Source organism: Sphingobium lignivorans (assembly GCF_014203955.1).
Classification (GTDB): Bacteria; Pseudomonadota; Alphaproteobacteria; order Sphingomonadales; family Sphingomonadaceae; genus Sphingobium; species Sphingobium lignivorans.
In genome coordinates, this window is the sequence record NZ_JACHKA010000001.1 from 2,033,325 (window position 1) to 2,050,331 (window position 17,007).

The following is a 17,007-nucleotide window of genomic DNA, read 5'->3' on the forward strand; positions in this document are numbered from 1 at the left end:
TCGCATGGCTGGGTACCGAGCAGAGCGATGCACAGGGCCGCACCGGCATCAGAACGGCAGAGGGGCGAGATCCGGCTCGACCCACGTCCGCCGGGCCGCCACGCTGAACAATGCCTCCTCCCGCCAGAATGCCGCAAGCCAGCCCGGATGCCCCTGTGGAGACGCCATGAGCAGGCGCAGCACCTCATGAAGCGGCGCTTCCGGGCCATGACTGGCCAGATGATGGCGCGCCGCCCGCATCGAGGCCAGGGTGATGCTATGATGATAGCCGCCCTTATCGGTATTGGCCGTCCCGGTGGCCTCATTATAGCCGGAGATCAGCCGGCGGATTTCATCGGCCCGTGTGAGATCGGGCCTATGCCTGAGCAGCCAGAGCGCGGCGGCGAAATGCGCCTCATGCGTCCATTCGGCTTTCGGCAGCGTCCTCGCCAGCAGGCCGGTCGCCAGCCGCTCGATATGGAGATCGTCAGACAACGCCATGATTTTTCGGTCCTTTCATGAAAGGCCCGATCGGCATGAAAAACCCCGCCGATCGGGCGGGGTGGAGCATCAACGGTTTGGAAAAGCGGACTTCAGCAGCTTCGCCAACCGAACATGCGCACGAACGCCGCCGGAAAGCAGTGCCCTTGTTGGCTGCGCGGATGGAGGCTGTTGTCCATAACGCAGCCCATAGCCCTTCCGGGGGTTCCCGACAAGCCGCGCGGCTATGCCCCCCCGCGCTCCCCCTCAGCGGGCGGCCCCCGCCTCGCCCAGCCCGGCAACGGTATCGCACAAGGTGAAAACCAGCGCGCCGGGCTCAAGCTGAAGCGGCGTCACGGCGCCGGCCCCCAGCCGCTGCGCTTCCTCGAAGGCCTCGAGCCCCCGGCCGAGCGCAGGGCCCTGCGCGGCGCGAAGCCGGCGGGCAATGAAGCGCGGCACAAGCTCCACGAACGCTTCCAGCCGCGGCCGGGCCGCGACGCCGGACAAGGCGGACATCAGCTTCGCGCGCTCCGCGTCCGCCGCGCGTCCGCCCCCGGCAATCACGCCCAGCGATTCCTCCAGCGCCGGCAGGTCCAGCGCCCGCATCGCGAGGGCCTGCCCCGGCGAGCCCTCCCCACTCGCGACGAGCCGGGCGCGCTCGGCCGCCGGCAGGTCCGGCATGGCCTGCGCCAGCGCAGCCTGCATGACGTCATCGTCGAGCGCATGAAAACGCAGCATGCGGCAGCGCGAGCGGATGGTCGGCAGCAGCCGTCCGGGCCGATGCGCCACGAGCAGGAACATGGCGCCGGCCGGCGGTTCCTCGAGATTCTTGAGAAGCGCGTTGGCCGCACCGGCTTCCAGATCATCCGCGCTGTCGATGAGGACGACCCGGCGCGATCCCATGGAGGGCGCGCTGTGCAGCAGGCGCGCAAGGCCGCGCACCTGGTCGACGGTGATGTTGCGCGCGAGCGTGCTTCCGTCCCCCTTGCGATCGTCGCGTTCGAGCCGTTCCAGCCGGACGAAATCCGGGTGCGCGCCGCCGTTCAGCAGACGCACCTGCGTGTCCTCGTCGCCCGGCGCCAGCGTTGCGGCCGGGACGGGCCCACCTGCACCGCCAACCAGCAGTCGTTTCGCGAAATCAAAGGCAATGCCCGCCTTGCCGACGCCTTTCGGCCCGGCGAAGATCCAGCCATGATGCATGCGCGCGGCGGCGCTGGCCGCGATGAGCTGCGCGATCTGCGCGTCATGGCCGAACCAGCGCGTCACACCAGCCAGTCCGCCAGTGCCGCGCAGAGCCGCGCCTCGACGTCCTCGGGCGTCCCATCGGCATCGATGCGGTGGAAGCGCGCGGGCTCGGCATCGGCGAAGCGCTCGAAGGCTTCGGCCACCGCCCGGTGGAACATGGTTTCGCGCCCGCCGATCCTGTCCGCCTCGCCCTCGTCCCGCAGGCTGGCACGCGCGCTGCTCTCGCCCAGCGGCAGGCGCAGTAGCAGCGTGCGGTCCGGCAGCAGTCCTTCCGAGCCGACGTCATGCAGCGCCAGTATATCGGCATCGGCAAGGACGCCGCCGACCCCCTGATAGGCACGGCTGCTGTCCAGAAAACGGTCGCAGATCACCCATTGGCCCGCTTCCAGCGCCGGGCGGATGGTGCGCGCCACATGGTCGGCGCGCGCCGCCGCGAAGAGCAGGGCCTCGGACCGTATCGTCCAGCGGTCCGCCGCGCCGGAAAGCAGCAGGCCGCGAATGGCTTCAGCACCCTCGCTCCCGCCCGGCTCGCGCGTCAGCACCACGTCCAGGCCGCGCCGCTGCAGCGCAGCCGCGAGGCGCCGCGCCTGAGTCGACTTGCCGACGCCCTCGCCGCCCTCCAGCGAAATGAAGCGGCCGCGCGGCATCCCGCCCGTCAGCCGAACAGCGAGAGGAAGCCGATCCAGAGCCGGCCGAAGAAGCCCGCCTCCGAGACCTCCTCCTTGGCAACGAGCGGCAGCGACTGGGTTTCTCCGTCACCCGCGTCCACGAGCAGCGTCGCGATGGCCTGCCCCTGCGCGATCGGCGCCTTCACCGGGCCGTTATAGACAATGCGTCCCTTGACCGGGCCATTGGCCGAGGCGGGAATGGTCGCCACCAGATCGCGCGGCGCGACGAGATCGACCTGGCGTGCCCAGCCGCCCTGCACCTGGGCCTGGCCCAGCACGGCGCCCTTGCGTGCGAGGGGGCGCGACCGCCAGGACTTGAAGCCCCAGTCCATGAACCGCACGGATTCCTCGATCCGCCCGTTGAAGCTGGTGAGCCCCGCCACGACCATCACGATGCGCCGTCCGTTCTGCACTGCCGATCCGGTGAAGCCATAGCCCGCTTCCTCGGTATGGCCGGTCTTGAGCCCGTCCGCGCCGTCGATCCGCCCGAGAATGGGGTTGCGATTGGCCTGGCTGATGTCCGATCCGCCCATGGTCTTGCCCCAGGTGAAGGAGCGGGTCGTGTAGAACTGCCGGTAGAGGTCCGGCGTCTCCTCGACCGAGGCGCGCGCCAGCACGCCCAGATCGCGGGCGGTCACATAGGTCCGCCCTTCGTCGGGCCAGCCATTGCTGTTGCCGAAATGGCTGTTGGTCATGCCAAGACGCTTCGCCTCGGCATTCATGAGATCGGTGAAAGCTTCCTCGGAGCCGGAAATGCCCTCGGCCAGCACCACGCAGGCGTCATTGCCCGAGAGCGTGACGATGCCGTGCAGCAGATTCTCGACAGACACCTGCTCGTTGGCCGAGAGGAACATCGTCGAGCCCTGGCTATGCCATTTGCGCCAGGTTTCCGGTCGCACGGTGAAGCTCTGGTCGAGCTTCAGCTTCCCTTCCCGGATGAGCTTGAAGGCCACATGAGCCGTCATCATCTTCGCCATCGAGGCAGGCGGCATCCGCTTGTTGCTATCGCGCTCGAACAGCACCCGCCCGGAAGACAGGTCGACCATGTAAGCGACGGGCGCGGTGGAACTATAGCTGGGTGTGGCAGCTTGGGCGGCCGAGAGAAGAAACGGCAGCGCCAGGGCAATCGGCAATATGAATCGCATCGGGAAGTCCGGTCATAACGGTCATTCGGTCAGCGGCGGCGCCGCTGCTCATCGAGCGTCATTAGCCATCACGCGCGCCTCTGCATAGCCCTTGGCATGGATGCCGCGAAGCGCGGCGTGGGCCGCCGCCTGCGTCTGGAAAGGCCCCGTCCGCACGCGGAACAGGGCGCCCACAGGCATGACAAAGCCGTCCACCGACTTCGCCAGCGCATCGGCTTTTGCGCGGGATGAGAGGGCCGCGAGCTGAACGACATAGCCGCCCCGTCGCGACATGGCGTCAGGCGCAGAGGCAGGCGGCGAAGCGGCGGACGTGGCCGCTGGACGGTGCACTGGCTGCGACGAAACGGGCGCCGGCCCGGACGGCCCCTCGGGGAGAGGCGTTCCCGGCGATGCGGGCGGGAGGATGGTTTGCGGTGCCGCGAGCGTCGTCTCGGGCGCAGCCTCGGCGCGCGCTGCGGGGGCCGGCAGGTCCACGGCGGCCATCGCCGGCGCAGGCGCGGAAGGCTCGGCAGAATTCCCCATGCTCAGCGTGCGCACCGGCACATCCAGCGGCAGCGGCGCAGGCGGCAAGCGTTTCATAAGGGCCGCGCGCAGTCCCGGCGGCGCTTCCATCCGCTCTCCGACCGGCTGGCCCGTCCGCAGCGCCGCGCGCTCCTGCTCCGTCGGGTTCACCTTGCGCACCCGGACCCGGGCAGTACCGTCGATCGCCGTCAGCCCGAGTTGACGAGCAGCCCCCGGCGAGAGGGCAATGATGCGATCGTTGAGCAGTGGCCCCCGGTCATTGACGCGAACGAGGATCGTGCGGCCGCTCTCCAGCGCCGTCACTTCCACATAGGAGGGCAAGGGCAAGGTGCGGTGGGCAGCGGTGACCGCGTCCGGCGCATAAGCTTCGCCCGAGGCCGTCCGGCGCCCGTCCGCCGTTTCCCAGAGCAGCGCGGCATAGCCGGTCTCGTCCAGGGCGAGGACGGCCGCGGGCGTGTGGAGCGTCCCGTCGATCATATAGGGCTCGCCGATCACCGGTTGGCCGTCGGGCGGTGCCCCCGTGGCCGTCGCGGGCCGCGCAGACGCGCCGGCGGCAGCGCATCCCAGCATGATGATCGCGATGAACGACCTAGTGCCTGACCTCATCTGCAAGGAGCCCCACTGACAGCGCATAGAAATTGGAACAGTTGTAGTCCAATATCGCGCGATAGTTACCAGTGAGTAAGTATGCGGTGCGGCCGGGTCCGTCGGGCTCCAGCAGCGTCGCCATGATGTTGCTGTCCGGCCAGCTGCCCGAGACGGGCGCGATGCCGAGCGCTTGCCATTCGCGCATGGTCAGCCAGCGGCTGTGCCGCTCGAATACGCGCTTGCAGCGCGGCGGAACGGTGCGCCCGGCCAACGCGGCCCGGTCCAGATTCGCCGGGACGCGCACGGCGACGCCCCAGGGCTCACCCTTGCGCCAGCCTGCCCGCACGAAATAATTGGCGATGGAAGCAAGCGCATCGGGCTGGCTGGACCAGATCGCGGCGAGGCCATCCCCATCCGCGTCGCGCGCATCGCGCAGATAGACGGACGGGAGGAACTGCGGATAGCCGAAGGCACCGGCATAGCTGCCGACCAGCCGCTCGCGCGGGATGCCCCGCTCCATCATGACCATGACGGCGATCAGCTCCGGCTCGAACAGGGCGCGCCTGCGCCCCTCATAAGCCAGCGTGGCAAGCGAGCGGAGCAGGTCGAAGTCACCGGTGATCGTGCCGTAATTCGTCTCATGGCCGAAGATCGCGACCATGATTTCCTCGGGGACGCCGGTATCCCGCTCGATGCCGGTCAGGAGCGCGCGATTCGCCTGATAGACCGCCCGCCCCCGGGCGATCTTGCGGTCATCGATATGGCGGCGGCGATAGGGCTCGAAATCCGGGATAGGCGCATCGGCGGCGGTGGGCATGTTGCCCCGGTCCAGCGCGGCAACGCGCGGATTGAAGGTCAGCCCCGCGATCGCCCGATCGAACGTCGCATCGCTCACGCCCTGGACACGAGCCTTGGGTCGCAGGCTCTGGAGATAAGTGGCAAAGCAGCGTTCGGTCTCCACGCCGACCGTGGAACCCGACTGCTGGCCATGCGCCGCCGGCCCCGCGATGAGGGCGCCAATCATGCAGAAAGCGAGAAGGCGAAGCGGGCGAAAGGGACGAAGCTGATGAAAGGACATGCCTATATAGTGCCAGACTTTGAGGCCGAGGCAAGGCAGCGACCGAGGATCGGCAAGAGAAGTCTCCCTCATTCCGAGTCGCGTCCGCCCCGCCGAGCCGCGCGATGCTCCCGGCCGGACGCAAAAACCACGGCCTGGAAGGCCATTCGCAGTGCAGACACGCCTTCGCCCCGCCCCTGCATCGACCGGGCTTTCCTTGATGCCGATATTCCATTAGGCCGCCGCGCGAGGACAGGTGGCCGAGTGGTTTAAGGCAGCGGTCTTGAAAACCGCCGTGGGTTCACGCTCACCGTGGGTTCGAATCCCACCCTGTCCGCCAGCCCCCTCTTTCCCGAACCCTCTCCGGGGCCCCGGCTTAACTGCGGGTCCTAGGCGCGATTCGCGCGAAGATCTCTGGTGCCTGAAAGAATGAGCTCTCCGGGGCGGCCCAGCGCGAATAGCGTCCCGTCGTGAAGACGAATTGTCTGGCATAAGAGGCTGATGTTCATCGCTTCGCTTTATATGATGGAGCCCGTTCTATCGCGCGCGTTCGACCCGTTCGATCCGTTGCTGGCCCGGTTCGCTGAAAGCCAGATCGAGACGGCATGGTGGGTGTTTTTCGTGATGGTGTGGAATGCCCTCTTCCTTTCACTTCTTGTCTACGACTGGAAAGTGTCAGGACGCATCCACCCGGTCACGGCAGGCGGCTATGGGTGGTTCTGCATCCTGTGGGCGGCGATCTGGTTCTTCTAAGGGCTCATCCAACCCGTTTGGAGCTTTTAGACCGCGAAATGCGGGATACAGTTATTTCATGCATGGATTGGACTTGATAAAACGGACCTGTCCGCCATTGTCGCCATGCGCCGACGTTTCCCGACGCTTAAGTCCTTCAAGCCCGGCCGCCCGCCCGGCAGGCGCCTTGCATCCCGGCAGAGACCAGAGGCTCGCACCACCGGCCACTGCACCGGCACCAACTCAACCGGCAAGCCAGCCGGCAAGCTTGTCCAGCGTCTGCATGCCATATTCGACGGCGCCGAAGTCGATGACGACCCTGCGCCGTTCGGAGCTGGGGTGAAGCTGGCGCATGGTCAGGACGGTCTTGCCGTCGGCCTGTTCGTCGAAGGTTATCGTCATTCGGAAGCGGTCAGGATCGTCGGGATCGAAAGTGCCGTAATCGACGACGATCCTTTCGCCGGGCACGATTTCCAGGAAGCGCATCAGGTTCGGAAAACGCTGCTCCCTGCCATCGAAGAAGCCCACCATGTCGAACCGCCACACCCCGCCTTCGCGGATATCGGCTTCGTGAGTCTCGATCTTCAGGCCGGCCGGCCCGTACCATAGAGCAAGCGCATTCGGGTCCATCCAGGCAGCGAACACCTTGTCGCGCGGGTGCCTGAAGACCCTCGTCAGCACGATCTCCCGATCAAGCGCCCAGTGGTCCAGTGGGTTTGCCATGTTCATCGTCATCCTTATGGGTATCGTCCAGATAGGCTTCCAGTCGATCGAAACGATCGGCCCAGCGCTGTCGCTCCGCAGCCATCCACTCCGCCGCCTCGTCGAAACGCGCGCGCTCCAGTCGGCACCACCGGCTTCGACCGCGCTTCTCGCTCGCAATCAGGCCGGAGGCTTCCAGCACTTTGAGATGCTGCGTGAAGGACGGCAGCGCCATTTCGAACGGCTCCGCCAGAACGGTGACAGGGAGCTCCCCGTCAGCGAGCCGGGAAATCACGGCGCGCCGCGTGGGATCGCTCAGGGCATGGAACGCTGCGTCGAGAGGCGTTGAAAGGTAAGGCATGCACCTTACTAACCAGCCCGCTGCAATCGGTCAATATACAAAGTAGATTGCCTAAGTGTTGTGGAAATCGACACGAGCGACGACTTCGCCGTGGCCCCCTTCCCCGCACCGCCTATGCCAGGACGTCCTCCACGGGTCGTCGAGGCGAATATGGCAGGGCCGGCCCGTAGCCGAAGCGCATCACGATATCGGGGCGCAAGCCGGCTTCGCCGACCAGGGACGCGAGCGCCGGCCTCAGCCGCGCCACTTCCACCGGCTGGTTGACGAAGGCCTGCTTGAGGCCGAGCGCCGTCGCGGCCAGGGCGCAGCGCTGGCAGGCGCGTCCCACCGCGACCCAGTGCGCTTTGTCCTCATGCTCGGCGAGAAAGACGGCGATCCCGGCGGAGCTGTCGATCTGCCGGGCATATCGGTCATTCTCGCCTTCCGCCGTGACGAACATGTCGAATGCCATATGTCCTAAAATGTCCGGCATCACCGGATTGCCGCTCGCCGCCGTGAACAGGCCATCGCCCTTTTTCGCGGCGCTACGGGGGTTAAAGCGCACCCAATCCTTCAATTCGGCCCTGAAGGCCGCATCCCGCATCTGTCCATCATTGCCGGCCACGATGAGGTCCCGCACCGGATCGATCCGCCGCCGTTCGGTGAGCAGCACGAGGCGCACACCCGGCACGGCCGCCGCTTTCCTCAATGCCTCGAGGTCACGGGCAGGAACGGGTCTGCCATCATAGTCGGCACGCGTCGATTGCCGCCTGGGAATGGCTGCGAAGAGCGGATCGGCGTGTGGCGCTCCTGGGGAATGACGGAACTGGACCCTGCCCTCGGCATCGGCCTGCGCTTCGCCGGGACGCCCCGTCGCAGCCGCCGCGATCGCGAGATTTTCGGCTGCGCAGCCCAGGCTGACGAAAAGATGATGATCATCGGGGTCGACGACGCGCGTGGTGCGGGCGAGGTCCGGCAGGATATCGATCGCGCCGGGCCGAATGACGAATTTCCATGGCTGGGTGTTATGGCCGCTGGCCGCGAGCGTCGCGAACCGGATCAACTCCCTGTCATGCCGATGCACATCGAGCGGCGCGCGCAGATGACGAACATACTCGGCATAGTCAGCCATCGAGCCAGTGGACGAGCGCCATCCATAGGTGCCGATGCCACCCAGCAGCACTGCCCCGCCCGCTCCGAAAAGGACGTCGCGTCTCAGCATCACCTTTCCCCTTCACCGCCCATGCTATCGGAAAGGGGAGGAACAGGACTTGATCTCGATTAAGGGGATAAGCCCCCGGACTGGGTCTCCTGTCACCGCTCGGGCACTTGCTGGCCGGAAGCGGACCGATCCGCATCCGGCCCCAGGATCAGGTTCAGCGCTTGCTATCCTTCTCAGCCGCCTGCTGAACTGCGGCATTGCTCGACGTCTGGGTCGTCGTTCCCGGCGTCGGCTGGCTAGGGGACGGGTTCTTGCCCGGCTGCTGCTTGTTCGGGTCGAAGGCGGGTGGCTGGTCTGGCATCATGCTCTCCTCTGGTTGCCGCCGCTCGGCGGTGGTCGCCAGGAAAACGGCCGACATCCGCGATCCGTTCCTCAAAATCCGGGCTCATGCGACGGATCGCCCGTTCCTTTCCGTCCGCCTGCCGACAATCTGTCCCACACACGTCCCGCGCCTCGTCGCCATGCATCTCGACGGATGGACCGGTTGCCGTTATCGACCTGAAAATGAGATGCGCGACAGAAGCATCCTCTTCCCCTGAGAGATTCGACAAAACACGAAAGGTTTCCCCGTGACCTCGATTGCCCTCAAGGCCGAACCAAAGACCGGCGCAAAGATCATCGATGGCCGCGCCGTGGCGCGCGAGATGCGCGCGGAGCAGAAGCTGCGCGTCGAGGCGCTCAAGGAAAAGACCGGCGTCACGCCCGGCCTTGCGGTGGTGCTGGTCGGCGACGATCCCGCTTCGGCGCTTTATGTGGCCAACAAGGTCAAGGCCTGCGATGCCGTCGGCATCACCTCCTTCAGCCATCGCTTCCCCGCGACGATCACCAATGAGGAGCTGCTGGGCCTCATCGAGACGCTGAACGCGGACCCTGCCGTCCACGGCATTCTGGTGCAGCTCCCCCTCCCCCGCCACATCGACATGGCAAAGGTGCTCGAGACGATCACCCCCGAGAAGGACGTCGACGGCTTCCACCTGTACAATGTCGGCGCGCTGGTCGTCGGTCGCCAGATTTTCCCGCCCTGCACGCCCTATGGCGTCATGAACCTGCTCAAGCATGAGAATATCCCCATCGAGGGGCGCAATGTCGTCGTGGTCGGCGCCTCCAACATCGTGGGCAAGCCGATGGCGCTCATGCTGATGGCGCAGGACGCGACCGTGGCGATCTGCCACGCCAAGACGCGTGATCTCGCCCAGTTCACCATCCTGGCGGACATTCTGGTGGTGGCGGCAGGCGTGCCGAACCTCATCCTGCCGCAGATGGTGAAGACCGGCGTCGTCGTCATCGACGTCGGCATCAATCGCCTGCCGGATGGCCGCGTCGTCGGCGATGTCGATTTCGAGGGCGTCAGCAAGAAGGCAAGCTACATCACGCCCGTTCCCGGCGGCGTCGGGCCGATGACCATCACCATGCTCATCGACAACACCATCCTGTCCGCCGAGCGCAGCACCGGCCTACGCACGGACGATCCGCGCGAAGAGGCAGTGGCCTGAGTTGATCGGGGACGGCGGCCATCGGCGACAGCCGCCCCGGAGAAGGCGCTTTCCGGATTGAAGACGTTCCTGCTCTTCGCGGCGACTGCGCTCGCGGAAATCATCGGCTGCTATCTGCCATGGCTGTGGCTGAGAGGCGGCAAATCGGTCTGGCTGCTGTTGCCCGCCGCGATCAGTCTCGCTCTGTTCGCGTGGTTGCTCACGCTGCACGGCACGGCGGCCGGCCGGGTCTATGCCGCTTATGGCGGCGTCTACATCGGCATGGCGATCCTCTGGCTGTGGGCGGTCGATGGCGTCCGCCCGACGGGCTGGGATATGGCGGGCGCGCTGGTCGCGCTCACCGGCATGGCCATCATCATGTTCCAGCCACGCTGATTGACCGCCCGCCCGAGCTGCTGCTTTCCGCCCCGGGGGATGCTGGCCTCGCGGCGGCTGTCCCGATGACCGGGGGATCAAAGCGCGCGGATTGACTTGCGGGCGCATCCGGCCGCAAGGAAGCGCATGCCCGACCCGACATGCGCACCGGACTCTCCCGTTCTCTTCTTCGACTCGGGTGTTGGCGGCCTGTCGATTCTCACCCCGGCGCGGCGCCTGCTGCCGCACATGCCCGTGGTCTATGCAGCCGACAGCGCCGGCTTCCCTTACGGCACCAAATCGGAAGGGGAGATCGCGGCGCGCGTCCCCGCTCTGCTGGGCCGGCTGGTGGAGCGCTATCATCCGCGAATGGCCGTGATCGCCTGCAACACGGCCTCGACCATAGCACTCTCGGCCGTCCGGGCGGCACTCGATATTCCGGTGGTGGGGACCGTGCCGGCGATCAAGCCCGCCGCGCTGGCGTCGCGTACGCGAGTCATCGGCGTGCTCGGCACAAACGCGACGGTCCGCCAGCCTTATGTGGATCGACTCGCGGCTGAGCATGGCGCGGATTGCGTGATCCTGCGCCATGGCAGCGCCGAACTGGTCACTTATGCCGAGGCGCGCCTGCGGGGCGAGCCGGCCGATCCTGCCGTGCCGCGCCGCGCGCTGGCCGGCCTTCTCGATCAGCCCGGCGGCGAGCGGATGGACATGGTGGTCCTCGCCTGCACGCATTTCCCGCTCGTGGAGGATGAGCTCGCCGCAGCGGCACCGCGCGCCCTCACATTCCTGGATGGCGGCGCTGGAATCGCCCGCCGCATCGCTTATCTCAATGGAGATATGCCCTGGCCCGAGGAGAGGCCGGAAGGTGTCGCGGTGTTCACGCGCGTCGATCCCGCAATCGAAGCCCTGGCGCCTGCTTTGGCCCTGTACGGTTTGTCATCGATCAAGGCGCTCTAGCCGCCGTGCGATCATTATGATGGAAATTCTGCGAACTGTTATCAGTGGCTTTTCCGGCATTTGCTGGTAGAGGCGCGAAATATCGAAGTCGGGGTGCTGCCAAAGATGAATTATCAGCATGTCTTCAATCAGGCCATCGAGCGCCTGCATGCGGAAGGGCGCTATCGCGTCTTCATCGATATCCTGCGCAACAAGGGCATGTATCCCAATGCGCGCTGCTTCGCGGGGCATAACGGCCCCAAGCCGATCACGGTCTGGTGCTCCAACGACTATCTGGCGATGGGCCAGCACCCCAAGGTGATCGCGGCGATGGAAGAAGCGCTGCATGATGTCGGGGCCGGCTCTGGCGGCACGCGCAACATCGGCGGCAACACGCATTACCATATCGATCTCGAATGGGAGCTGGCGGACCTCCACGGCAAGGAAGGCGCGCTGCTCTTCACGTCGGGCTATGTCTCGAATGAAGCCACGCTGGCGACGCTGGGCAAGGTTCTGCCGGGTTGCATCATCTTTTCCGACCAGCTCAATCATGCGTCCATGATCGCCGGCATCCGCAATTCGGGCTGCGAGAAGCGGGTCTTCCGCCACAATGATCTCGACCATCTGCGCGAGCTGCTGGCCGAGGCCGATCCGGAAGCGCCCAAGCTCATCGCTTTCGAGAGCGTCTATTCGATGGACGGGGACATCGCGCCGATCCATGAAATCTGTGATCTGGCCGACGAGTTCAACGCGCTGACCTATTGTGACGAGGTCCATGCGGTCGGCATGTATGGCGCGCGTGGCGGCGGCATCACCGAGCGTGACGAGGCGGCCGACCGCGTGACGATCATCGAAGGCACGCTGGGCAAGGCTTTCGGCGTGATGGGCGGCTATATCGCGGCGGACAAGGTGATCGTCGACGTGATCCGCAGCTATGCGCCCGGCTTCATCTTCACGACCTCGCTTTCGCCTGTGCTGGTCGCCGGCGTGCTGGCGGCTGTCCGCCACCTCAAGGAGAGCCAGGCCGAGCGCGACGCGCAACAGGCGGCTGCGGCCTTCCTCAAGGCGGAAATGGCGTCGAACGGCCTGCCGGTCATGAATTCCACGACGCACATCGTGCCGCTGATGGTTGGCGATCCCGTGAAGGCCAAGCGGATCAGCGACATTCTGCTCGCCGAATATGGCGTCTACGTCCAGCCCATCAACTATCCTACCGTCCCGCGGGGAACCGAGCGGCTGCGCTTCACGCCCGGTCCTCAGCATTCCGAGGAGATGATGCGGGACCTGGTGAGCGCGCTTTGCGAGATCTGGGATCGACTCGAGCTGGAATTCCGTCAGGCCGCCTGAGGCCCCTCCCCGGCTTTTTCTCGGTGCTGTCCGTCCGGCCATGAGAAAGGCCGGGCAGGCGCGCCGTCAGCGCCCCTTGACGAGATCGGCCAGTGCCGCGCTCGTGATCGGCGGCGAGCGCAGGAAACCCTGATAACTGGTGCAGCCGGCGCGGGCGAGAAGTGCGAGCTGCTGCTCCGTCTCCACCCCTTCGGCGATGACGCCGAGGTCCAGCGAGCGGGCCATGTCGATGATGGCGCGCACGATGATGCGGTCGCGCCCCGTTCCGGTGATATCGCGCGCGATGCTGCTGTCGATCTTGAGATAGTCGAGCGGCAAGGACTTGAGATAGGCGAGGCTCGAATAGCCCGTGCCGAAGTCGTCCACCGCGACCGCCAACCCCGCTTCGCGAAGCTGCGTCAACAGCAGGGACGCCGTGCCCAGGTCCTCGACCAGCCCGCTCTCCGTCAGCTCCACCGTGAGTCGGTCTCGCGAGAAGCCGGACTCGTCGACAAGCTGCAGGAAGCTGGTGAGAAAATCGGGTTCGGATATGTCGGCGGCCGTCACATTGATCGACAGGCGCAAGGACCGCAGTTCCGCCGGCCATGCGGCCGCTTCGGTGAGCGCGCGGGCATGGATATGGTCTGACAGCGGCAATATGAAATCGGACCGCTCGGCAATGGCGAACAAGGCGCCGGCACCGATCTCGCCATAATGGGGATGCTGCCAGCGCGCGAGCGCCTCGGCGCCGATGATGCCGTCCGTCGCCATGTCATATTGGGGCTGGAAGAGGATTTGGATCTGTCCGCTGTCCAGCGCGTGGCGCAAGTCGCTGTGCAGCCGGTCGTCGTCCACGATCCTGCTGCTGTCGTCCGCGACACGGACGCGAATCCCCCCTTGCGGCCCGCCCCGCCGCGCATCGGCCAGCGCATTGCTGGCGCGGCGCAGGATCGTCTCCGCGCTGTCCCCATCCTGCCCCGGCGCGATGCCGCAACGGCTGGAGAGGCGGATGAGGAAATCGCCCGCATTGAACGGCCGGCTGATCTCGACGACGATCTGGCGCGCCAGAAGCCCGGCACGGTCGAGCAGGGCCTCGGAGGCATCGCGTTCACCGACGAGACCGACCAGAAATTCGGTGCCGGTGAGCCGCGCCACCAGCGCACCCCGCCCGCCCATGGCCTCCACGAGTCGCGTGAGGCGCATGGCCACGCGCGCCAGCATGGCATCGCCGACCAGCCGGCCATAAGCGCTGTTCACGCGGTCGAACTCGCCCAGTCCCACCAGGATTGCCAGGGGTCGCCGTCCCGCTGCCTGAACCTGATCGAACCAACGCATCGCGCCCTGCCGACTGGCCAGGCCCGTCATCGGATCGCGATCGCGGGAATTGGAACGGGGCTGCGCGTCCAGTTCCTCGACTTCGCCGCTGAAACCTCTCGAATCAGGATAGAGATGCTGCACGAGCCGGCGCGCCTTCTGCCCCGGCAGGCTGTGCGCGAACGCCGAGGGCATGAGCTCATCCACCGCCTGGCGGATCGCGGCGATGGCTCCGGCACGATCCGGCCGGTCCAGCGCGCGCACGAGATCGCTGATCGTCCAGCGGCTGTAATCCACGCCTGGCGCCATCAGCTGGAGAAGCTCGGCGAGCGCGGGGCTGATCGAAAGGGTTCGTTCCGCTCCGTTCCACCGCCAGAACAGCGCATCGCTCCGTTGCACGGCATGGCGGTTGCGCGCAGCGGCGAGACTGCCGATCAGCCGCTCGGCCAGCTTGTCGGCCGCCCGCAACGCGACGCCAAGTCGATTTTCCGTGATGTCGCCGTCCAGAAGATGAGTCACGCCCGACGAGATCAGGTCAGACACATGAGGCGCCGCCATGTCGTCGAGCAGGACGAGCATCGCGCCACCGGATGCTTCCACCGCATCGGCCAGCGTGGTGACCACCGCCAGCGACTGGGCGGCATCCAATGACCGCAGATCGAGAAGCGCTGTCCTGGCAAGGCTGCCGAGATAGCGGCTTTCGGCCCGCTCGCGGCTGCGCGCGGCGACGGGCTTCCAGCCAAGCCGGTTGGCCAGGAAGGACAGCGGATCGCGATGCCGGGGTGAAAGAATGAACAGCGGCAGCCGGTCCGGATCGTCTGGCAATCCGCCCCCGGGAGCTTGCTCTCCCTGCGTCTGCTTGACTTCGGCGTCTGTCAAAGCGCGGTGCGACCTGTTCGAGTTCTTGCGGGATGGTTGCGCCAGCCCTGTGCATCGCCTAGCTAATGCTTATGGCGAACGCAATCGAGACACAGGCGAAAGCGGCTGCGGGCATGCGCGATTCTCATGGTCGGCAGATCGACTATCTGCGCATTTCCGTGACGGACCGGTGCGATCTGCGCTGTCGCTACTGCATGAGCGAGACGATGCAGTTCCTGCCGCGCCGGGAAATCCTCACGCTGGAGGAAATCGCCATCATCGCCGAGCGCTTCATCGCGCGCGGCGTGCGCCGCATCCGCCTGTCAGGCGGCGAGCCGCTCGTGCGCCGGGATTTCGCGGATCTTGCCCGCGCGCTCGGCCGTCATGTGAAGTCCGGGCGGCTGGACGAACTCACGCTCACGACCAACGGCACGCAGCTCGCCAGGCATGCGGACATGCTGTTCGATGCCGGCATTCGTCGCATCAATGTGAGCCTCGACGCCCTTGATCCGGCGATTTTCGCGGACATCACGCGCGGCGGCGACCTGCCGGCTCTCCTGGCGGGTTTGGAAGCGGCGCGCGCGGCCGGGCTGAAGCTCAAGATCAACATGGTGGCGCTGCGTGGCGTCAACGAGGATCAGGTCCTCCCGCTGCTCGATTTCTGCGAGACGCATGGCCATGACCTGACGCTTATCGAGACCATGCCGCTTGGCGACGTGGCCGATGACCGCGCCGACCATTTTCTGCCACTGATCGAAGCGATCGCCCCTATTCGCGCCCGGCATGACCTCGTGCCGCTGTCCGAGCGGACCGGCGGGCCGGCACGCTATTTCGCCCTGTCCGGCCTCAGGACGCGGCTCGGGCTGATCACGCCGCTCTCGGAGAATTTCTGCGCGGGCTGCAACCGCATGCGGCTGACCTGCCAGGGCCGCATCTACATGTGCCTCGGCCATGAGGACCATGTGGACCTCAAGGCCGCTTTTCGCGCGGACGGCGTCGCCGGCATCGACGCATTGCTCGATCAGGCGCTCGCGGCCAAGCCTGCAGCTCATGATTTCAGCGTCTCCAGAGGCGCTTCGCCGTCCACGCGGCGCCATATGAGCGTTACCGGCGGCTAGGCCGGCACACGCCATGGATCGCAAACTCGCTCTGCTCGCATCGCCGACGGACGCGGCGCAGGAAGCGGCGCGGCGCCTGAGCACCATCTCCCATTTCGTCGAGATCGGACAGGCTGATGCCATCATCGCGCTGGGCGGCGATGGCTTCATGCTTCAGACCTTGCACGGCATGCTGGAAAACCACCGCACGGTGCCGGTCTTCGGCATGAATCTCGGTACCGTCGGCTTCCTGATGAACGAGTGGCGGCTGGCAGGGCTGGACCAGCGCCTCGACCGGGCGAAGGCCTTCAAGGTCAACCCGCTACGGATGCACGCCACCACGGTGAGCGGCGAGCAGATCACCCTGCCCGCCATCAACGAGGTCTCCCTCCTCCGCGAAACGCGCCAGACAGCCTGGATCGAGGTATCCGTGAACGGCCGCGTCGTGATCCCCGAGTTGGTCTGCGATGGCGCGCTGGTGGCGACGCCCGCCGGCTCCACGGCCTATAATCTCTCCGCGCAGGGCCCGATCCTGCCGCTGGGCTGCGGATTGGTGGCCCTGACGCCGATCAGCCCCTTCCGCCCGCGCCGCTGGCGTGGCGCGATCCTGCCGGAGCGCACGCGCATCACCTTGCGGGTCGTGGATCCCGTCAAACGGCCCGTTTCCGCCGTGGCCGACCAGCGCGAGGTGCGCGATGTGGCGCAGGTGCAGATCGCGGTGGACTTCGCCATGCCGCTGACGCTGCTGTTCGATCCGGAGCATACGCTGGACGATCGCATCGCCGCTGAACAATTTATCTCCTGAGAGCTCTTGCCATCCTTTGAAACCCGCTGCTATAGGCGCGGCCTCGCCGGGCAGATGCCCGGTTGCTCCCCGATAGCTCAGCGGTAGAGCTCTCGACTGTTAATCGAGCGGCCGTTGGTTCGAATCCAACTCGGGGAGCCA

The 17,007-nt window shown here is 66.3% G+C and carries 18 protein-coding genes and 2 tRNA genes; 10 read left to right on the top strand and 10 right to left on the bottom strand.

All coding sequences use genetic code 11. The features are described 5' to 3' along the window. Positions 1-48: 48 nt before the first annotated feature. From HNP60_RS09235 to HNP60_RS09260, 6 genes are all read right to left on the bottom strand, one after another. Complete coding sequence (locus HNP60_RS09235) at positions 49-480, bottom strand: hypothetical protein (RefSeq protein ID WP_184152783.1); 432 nt, start codon at positions 478-480, stop codon at positions 49-51. 246 nt (positions 481-726) lie between these two features. Further along, the gene (locus HNP60_RS09240) at positions 727-1,725 is read right to left on the bottom strand and encodes a DNA polymerase III subunit delta' (protein WP_184152786.1); all 999 of its coding nucleotides are present in this window, start codon (positions 1,723-1,725) and stop codon (positions 727-729) included. Continuing rightward, entirely contained in the window at positions 1,722-2,351 is a 630-nt protein-coding gene (gene tmk / locus HNP60_RS09245; RefSeq protein ID WP_184152789.1) for a dTMP kinase, read from the bottom strand. Before tmk ends, HNP60_RS09240 begins: the two co-directional genes overlap by 4 nt. 8 nt (positions 2,352-2,359) lie before the next feature. Next, the gene (locus HNP60_RS09250) at positions 2,360-3,517 is read right to left on the bottom strand and encodes a D-alanyl-D-alanine carboxypeptidase family protein (protein WP_184152792.1); all 1,158 of its coding nucleotides are present in this window, start codon (positions 3,515-3,517) and stop codon (positions 2,360-2,362) included. 48 nt (positions 3,518-3,565) lie between these two features. Beyond that, positions 3,566-4,645 (bottom strand): septal ring lytic transglycosylase RlpA family protein, encoded by a 1,080-nt coding sequence (locus HNP60_RS09255; protein ID WP_184152794.1) that lies wholly within the window; start codon positions 4,643-4,645, stop codon positions 3,566-3,568. Then, a complete protein-coding gene (locus tag HNP60_RS09260) occupies positions 4,629-5,651 on the bottom strand; it encodes a lytic murein transglycosylase (protein ID WP_260394802.1) in 1,023 nt (340 codons plus the stop codon). Before HNP60_RS09260 ends, HNP60_RS09255 begins: the two co-directional genes overlap by 17 nt. 283 nt (positions 5,652-5,934) lie before the next feature. Here HNP60_RS09260 and HNP60_RS09265 point away from each other — a divergent pair. Both HNP60_RS09265 and HNP60_RS09270 read left to right on the top strand, forming a co-directional pair. Next, positions 5,935-6,024 (top strand) — tRNA-Ser (locus tag HNP60_RS09265). 182 nt (positions 6,025-6,206) lie between these two features. Continuing rightward, complete coding sequence (locus tag HNP60_RS09270) at positions 6,207-6,437, top strand: hypothetical protein (RefSeq protein WP_184152800.1); 231 nt, start codon at positions 6,207-6,209, stop codon at positions 6,435-6,437. A 222-nt stretch (positions 6,438-6,659) separates the two neighbouring features. Here the strand turns inward: HNP60_RS09270 and HNP60_RS09275 are convergent, their stop codons facing one another. From HNP60_RS09275 to HNP60_RS09285, 3 genes are all read right to left on the bottom strand, one after another. Next, a complete protein-coding gene (locus HNP60_RS09275; protein WP_184152803.1) occupies positions 6,660-7,139 on the bottom strand; it encodes an SRPBCC family protein in 480 nt (159 codons plus the stop codon). Beyond that, entirely contained in the window at positions 7,108-7,479 is a 372-nt protein-coding gene (locus tag HNP60_RS09280; RefSeq protein WP_184048851.1) for an ArsR/SmtB family transcription factor, read from the bottom strand. Before HNP60_RS09280 ends, HNP60_RS09275 begins: the two co-directional genes overlap by 32 nt. Before the next feature lie 112 nt (positions 7,480-7,591). Next, the gene (locus tag HNP60_RS09285) at positions 7,592-8,680 is read right to left on the bottom strand and encodes an Acg family FMN-binding oxidoreductase (RefSeq protein WP_184152806.1); all 1,089 of its coding nucleotides are present in this window, start codon (positions 8,678-8,680) and stop codon (positions 7,592-7,594) included. A gap of 197 nt (positions 8,681-8,877) precedes the next feature. On the opposite strand from HNP60_RS09285, the gene HNP60_RS09290 reads away from it, so the two are divergent. The 5 genes from HNP60_RS09290 to hemA all read left to right on the top strand — a co-directional run bounded on the left by HNP60_RS09290 (position 8,878) and on the right by hemA (position 12,813). After that, the gene (locus HNP60_RS09290; protein WP_184152809.1) at positions 8,878-9,219 is read left to right on the top strand and encodes a hypothetical protein; all 342 of its coding nucleotides are present in this window, start codon (positions 8,878-8,880) and stop codon (positions 9,217-9,219) included. Between the two features lie 30 nt (positions 9,220-9,249). Continuing rightward, positions 9,250-10,173, top strand: a complete 924-nt coding sequence (gene folD / locus HNP60_RS09295) for a bifunctional methylenetetrahydrofolate dehydrogenase/methenyltetrahydrofolate cyclohydrolase FolD (RefSeq protein ID WP_184152812.1) — start codon at positions 9,250-9,252, stop codon at positions 10,171-10,173. A 57-nt stretch (positions 10,174-10,230) separates the two neighbouring features. Then, complete coding sequence (locus HNP60_RS09300) at positions 10,231-10,548, top strand: YnfA family protein (RefSeq protein WP_184152815.1); 318 nt, start codon at positions 10,231-10,233, stop codon at positions 10,546-10,548. A gap of 126 nt (positions 10,549-10,674) precedes the next feature. Continuing rightward, the gene (gene murI, locus HNP60_RS09305) at positions 10,675-11,487 is read left to right on the top strand and encodes a glutamate racemase (RefSeq protein WP_184152818.1); all 813 of its coding nucleotides are present in this window, start codon (positions 10,675-10,677) and stop codon (positions 11,485-11,487) included. Positions 11,488-11,592: 105 nt separating this feature from the next. Further along, the gene (hemA, locus tag HNP60_RS09310) at positions 11,593-12,813 is read left to right on the top strand and encodes a 5-aminolevulinate synthase (protein WP_184156986.1); all 1,221 of its coding nucleotides are present in this window, start codon (positions 11,593-11,595) and stop codon (positions 12,811-12,813) included. Between the two features lie 66 nt (positions 12,814-12,879). Here the strand turns inward: hemA and HNP60_RS09315 are convergent, their stop codons facing one another. Next, the gene (locus HNP60_RS09315; protein WP_184152821.1) at positions 12,880-14,931 is read right to left on the bottom strand and encodes a putative bifunctional diguanylate cyclase/phosphodiesterase; all 2,052 of its coding nucleotides are present in this window, start codon (positions 14,929-14,931) and stop codon (positions 12,880-12,882) included. A gap of 119 nt (positions 14,932-15,050) precedes the next feature. On the opposite strand from HNP60_RS09315, the gene moaA reads away from it, so the two are divergent. The 3 genes from moaA to HNP60_RS09330 all read left to right on the top strand — a co-directional run bounded on the left by moaA (position 15,051) and on the right by HNP60_RS09330 (position 17,007). Beyond that, positions 15,051-16,082 (top strand): GTP 3',8-cyclase MoaA, encoded by a 1,032-nt coding sequence (gene moaA / locus HNP60_RS09320; RefSeq protein ID WP_420825227.1) that lies wholly within the window; start codon positions 15,051-15,053, stop codon positions 16,080-16,082. 13 nt (positions 16,083-16,095) lie between these two features. Continuing rightward, a complete protein-coding gene (locus tag HNP60_RS09325) occupies positions 16,096-16,866 on the top strand; it encodes an NAD kinase (protein ID WP_014076359.1) in 771 nt (256 codons plus the stop codon). Positions 16,867-16,932: 66 nt separating this feature from the next. Continuing rightward, a tRNA-Asn gene (locus HNP60_RS09330) sits at positions 16,933-17,007 on the top strand.